Source organism: Micromonospora sp. NPDC006766 (genome assembly GCF_040636055.1).
GTDB lineage: Bacteria > Actinomycetota > Actinomycetes > Mycobacteriales > Micromonosporaceae > Micromonospora.
Window position 1 is genome coordinate 1 of the sequence record NZ_JBEYIX010000108.1, and the last position, 4735, is coordinate 4735.

At 71.6% G+C, this 4735-nt stretch carries 4 protein-coding genes and 1 pseudogene; 2 read left to right on the forward strand and 3 right to left on the reverse strand.

The features are described 5' to 3' along the window. Positions 1-170: 170 nt before the first annotated feature. Positions 171-650: a transposase family protein gene (locus tag ABZ671_RS32300; RefSeq protein ID WP_357865223.1), complete on the forward strand. Its 480-nt coding sequence runs from the start codon at positions 171-173 to the stop codon at positions 648-650. A gap of 116 nt (positions 651-766) precedes the next feature. Here the strand turns inward: ABZ671_RS32300 and ABZ671_RS32305 are convergent, their stop codons facing one another. The 3 genes and pseudogenes from ABZ671_RS32305 to ABZ671_RS32315 all read right to left on the reverse strand — a co-directional run bounded on the left by ABZ671_RS32305 (position 767) and on the right by ABZ671_RS32315 (position 2091). After that, on the reverse strand, positions 767-1072 hold the full coding sequence (locus tag ABZ671_RS32305) for a hypothetical protein (protein WP_357865225.1): 306 nt from the start codon (positions 1070-1072) through the stop codon (positions 767-769). Between the two features lie 212 nt (positions 1073-1284). Continuing rightward, positions 1285-1776 (reverse strand): annotated as a pseudogene (locus tag ABZ671_RS32310) (ISAzo13 family transposase); the annotation flags it as partial. A 117-nt stretch (positions 1777-1893) separates the two neighbouring features. After that, on the reverse strand, positions 1894-2091 hold the full coding sequence (locus ABZ671_RS32315; protein WP_357865228.1) for a hypothetical protein: 198 nt from the start codon (positions 2089-2091) through the stop codon (positions 1894-1896). Positions 2092-2134: 43 nt separating this feature from the next. Between ABZ671_RS32315 and ABZ671_RS32320 the strand changes: the two genes are divergently transcribed. Next, positions 2135-4699: a helix-turn-helix domain-containing protein gene (locus ABZ671_RS32320; protein WP_357865231.1), complete on the forward strand. Its 2565-nt coding sequence runs from the start codon at positions 2135-2137 to the stop codon at positions 4697-4699. Positions 4700-4735 lie beyond the last annotated feature (36 nt).

Sequence of the window (4735 nt, forward strand, 5' to 3'; positions counted from 1 at the left end):
AACGCATGGGCTACGGCCGCGCCAACTTCGACCTGCTCCGCAAACGCATCCTGCTCCAGGCGTGAGCCCCCGTCACAAGATCAGCGACAGAGCCCATTTGGCGTACCCGACTCTGCACCGGAATCCGTACGCCGGCAATTGGTGCGACACGGGCGAGCCGGACTGCACGGGTGCCGCTGGAAACGGGCGTGGAGCCCACGGTAGATGAGTTCTCACCACAAGATCCATCAACCCGAGGACTCCGCGTGATCGCATATCCTGCCATGGTCGATGTTCCCAGAGAATTCGTGCAGCACCTCGGCCGGCTACTCACCGCCGAACGTCAGGGCATCACCGCCACCCTGAACTGGGCCGCCTCCGACCTGCATCTGCCCACCCTGGCCGACTCCGGCAACGAAGGCGCAGGTCACGGCATCAAAACCCCGTACAAGCAAACCACCGACGGACAGCGGCTCGCTCCCGACAACCGCGCCTACAACCGGCTGCTACGCGGATTGCGTTGGCAGGGCGAACGCGGCTTCGCGATCCTGATCGGACGGTGGAAGACCCTACGGCATACCACCGCCAGCCCCCGCCGGATCAGCGACATCGTCGCCGCAGCGCTCCATCTGACCCACTTCGAGCACAAATACCTACCGCAAAGCCGCTGAGACTACTTCAGTGTCTACACCATCGACTTAGAGGTCGAAGCGCGAAATGCAGGGAGGTAGGGATTCCCGCAGATCGTGAACCCCTGCCTCATCCCTGCTCGCTAACCGGAAGTTGATCAGATCGGGCCGCAGATCCTCTTTTGGTAGAGAGGAGCGTGGAAAGCTCCGGTGATGTAGATTCCGTAGAGGTAGTTCGGATTTTCGTTCGGCGGGATGCCCCGCCGGATCTCGTCGAGCTTGTACATCGCCTGGAGGCCGTTGTCGAAGTACTGATCGGGACAGCTGCCAACTGCGGCCAGCGCCGTCGATGGTGGGCCGGCAACGGCATTCCCGCCCACTAGCAGGGCTGCGATTGAGAGCACGCCAGTGATCCGAATCAGTACTCGATTCTTTAACGCTTTTTTGATTGAGGGTTTCTTCACGCAATGGAGGCTAACAGTCCCTCCTGAATCCTACTCTGTGTCCGACATCACGAAGGTCGAGTAATAGGAGGTCATGGGCCTGCGGCAGATCCGATTAGCCTTAATTACAATCATGCGAAACAAGAAGAGATCTAGACGCATGTAAGGTCGCGTATAGTCGGCCAGTTTTGCGCATATGACCTCTTGGTGGGATCAGGACTCTCCCGCGTCGCGTCGCGGTCCGGATGCTGCTTGCCCTCGATCGTCTTGGCGTTGGCCTGCAGGCTGAAACCCTCGCCACGCAGCACGTCAGCCACCGTGTCAGCCGAGATCCGCCAGCCCCGCCGGGTCAACTCCTCGGCCAGCTTGCGGGTCGACTTCGTCGTCCACCGCAGCGGCGACATCGGATCTCCGCGCATGTCCGGCTCGACCAACGCCAGCAACGCGACCCGCAACCCCGGGTCAAGATCGACCAGCCGTTTACGGCCCCCGCCCGCCCGGCGGGTCCTGCCCAACGGCTCCTCGCCGGCGTCCAGATCGGACACCCCGCGTGACACCGTACTCTCGGCAACCCCTGCAGCTCGGGCTACCAGCCTGATCCCCCCATGGCCCAGGACCCGAGCCTCGGCACCCATCAACAGACGACGCTGCCGCTCATCCAGATGCGGAAACAAGACCCGGAACTTCGCCGCCAGTATCCCCTCAGTCTCCGTCACCAAGCCCATACCACATGGAACAGCGCGGGAACACCAAATCGCTACTTATTTATCTGCGCGCCCTTACGACTTGGTGCGCGATTGATGCCTGGTCAGGCTCGCATGGGCGGTTCGGCTGGTAGTGGGTTACCGCTCGGCGGCGCGGTCGGAGACCAGTCCCGTGATGGCGACAGCGAGGACGGTGTCTTCGAAGTGGTCGCGGCATCCGATGTAGCGCTGTAGTGGTCGCCATTGCTTGGGTTCGGCGATGGCACGTCGCGGCGGTCCTGTGGTCAGGCTCACCCCCTGCCGGCCCTGCCGGCCGGCAGCGCTCGGTGCGATCATCGATGCGCTACGCGACCGCGGACGTCTGCTGCATGGGGGGAACATGCCCGTCGACGGTGGCTTCGGCGCCCTGCTGCGCGCCCTGCGTCGCGGCCGAGGGCTCACCCAGGAGATGCTCGCCGAGGCGTCCGGCTCCAGCGTGCGCGGCATCCGGGAGATGGAGAACGGCCGGGTCCGCAGTCCACAGCGGCGCACCCTGGCCCTGCTCGCCGACGCCCTGGACCTCGACGCCGCCGACCGGCGGCGCCTCCTCGACCTGGCCCGCCCCGCCGCGCCGGTCCCGTGCGGCGGCGGGCCGGCCGGGCGGATGGCCGGCCCGGCGACGCCCGACCCGGCGATAGCCGGGTGCCCGCAGGCGGAGGCGTCCGAGGCGGCGGTGACCGGGCGGGTCCCGGAGCAGGCGTGCGGTGTGGCGACCGGCGAGCGGGCATCCGGGCCGGCCGGCGTGGGCAGCACCGCACCCGGGCCAGCCGGCGACGCCGTCCGATGCGGACCGTCCGGCCCGCCCGTGCCGGCGGAGCTGCCCGCGCCGGTGCCGGACCTGACTGGCCGTACCGCCGAACTCGCGGCGCTGGCGCACCTGGCGGCGGGCACGTCGGCCGGGCCGGACGACGCCGGGCCCCGGGTGGCCGTCCTGCCCGGTCCGGCAGGTACCGGCAAGACCAGCCTCGCCGTGACCGCCGGGCACCGGGCGCGTGCCGCGTTTCCCGACGGCCAGCTCTACGTGGACCTCACCGCCACCGGATCGGGTGGGGGCGAGCCGGGCGACGCGCTCGCCGGGCTGCTGCGCTCGCTCGGTGTGCCCGAGGACCGGATCCCCGCCGAACCAGGGCAGCGCGGCAAGCTGTTCCGGACCCTCACCCGGGACCGCCGGCTCCTCCTGGTGGTGGACGCCGCCGCCGGCGAGGCGCAGGTGCGACCGCTGCTGCCCGCCGGCCCGCGCTGCCTCGTGCTGGTCACCGCCCGCCAGCCGCTGGCCGGGCTGGCCGCCGCGCGGGTGCCGCTCGGGCTGCTCGAGCCCGCCGCCGCGCGGGCGCTGATCGGCGCCATCGTGGACGCCCGTCGGGTGGCCGCGGACCCGGCCGGCGTCGACCAGCTCGCGGCGCTCTGCGGTTACCTGCCGCTGGCCCTGCGGATCGCCGGCAACCGGCTGGCGACCCGCCCCGACTGGCCCGTGCGGCACCTGGTGGACCAGCTGCGCGACCAGCGCCGCCGGCTGGCCACCCTGACCGCCGGCGACCTGGGGGTACGCGCCGCCTTCGAGGTCTCGTACCGGCAGCTCTGCCCGGCGACGGCGGCCGTGTTCCGGCGGGCCTCGCTCATCCCCGGCGCCGACTTTGACGCCGAACTGGTCGCGGCGGTGGCCGGCACCGACCACGCTGCGGCCCTGCCGGCCGTCGAGGAACTCGTCGACGCGGGCCTGCTGTCGTCGTGCGGCGACCGCTACCAGTTCCACGACCTGGTCCGCCTCTTCGCCCAGGAGCGCCTCGACGCCGACGAGACCGCGTCGCAGCGGCGCGCCGCGCACGACCGCATGCTCACCTGGCTGCTCGACCGGGCGGCCGGGGCCGCCGCCACCTTCGACCCGACCGGTCGGGGCACCGCCACCCCGTTCGCCGGGCACCGGGCCGCCGCCGGGTGGCTGGACCGCGAGTCCACGCACTGGCTCGCCGCGCTGCGCGAGGCGGCCCGCCAGGGCCGGCACGCCGACGTCGTACGCGTCGCGAAGGCGTTGCACTGGTACTCCGACGTCGCCACCCACCGGCACGGCTGGGACGAGATCTTCTCGCTCGGCGTGACGGCGGCGCAGGCGCTGCGCAGCCCGCGCGACGAGGTGGTGCTGCTCAACTTCCTCGGCTGGGCCCGGTACTTCTGCCGGGACCGGCACGCCGAGGCGCTGGCCGCCCTCGACCGCGCCCTCGACCTTGCCGGGCGGTTGGACGACGCGCGCGAGCAGGCGTGGGCGCTGACCTACCGCGCCGCCATCGCCGTGCGCACCGGACGGGCCGACGCCGCGGTGCCGGCCGCACGACGGGCCGTGGCGCTGTTCCGTCAGGTCGGCTACGAACTCGGCGCGTGGTGCGCCACCAACGTGCAGGGCAGCGCCCTGGCGGCTACCGGCCGGTACGCCGGGGCGACCGAACTGCACCGGGCCGCCCTCGCCTTCTACCGCGGCGACACCGGTCTCAGCGGCGCCGGGGCGCTCGTCGGGCAGGCGAGTACGACAATGAGCCTCGCCGCGTCGCTGGCCGGGCTGGGCCGGCTCGGGGAGGCCGCCGCCGAGTACGGCCACGCCGGGGTGATGTTCCGGCGGGCCGGTGCGCCGTTCGGCGAGGCGCTCGCCGCGTACCGGCACGGGCTGGCCCTGTCGCAGCTGGGTAAGCCGGCGGCGGCGCGCGGCGAGCTGCACCGCGCCCAGCGGTTGTTCGCCGCCGTCGCTAGCCCCTGGTGGGAGGCGCAGGCACTGGCGGCGCTCGCCTCCGTGGCGCCGGCCGGGACCGCGGACGCCCGGCTGCTGCGCCGCCGGGCGCTGGATCGCTGCGGCGAACTGGACGCGCCCGAGGTGCGGGGCCTACGCGCCCGGCTGCACCGCGAACTGGCGGAGTGACCGGTGGGGCCCCGCGCCCCGGGGGGCGGCCCCCCC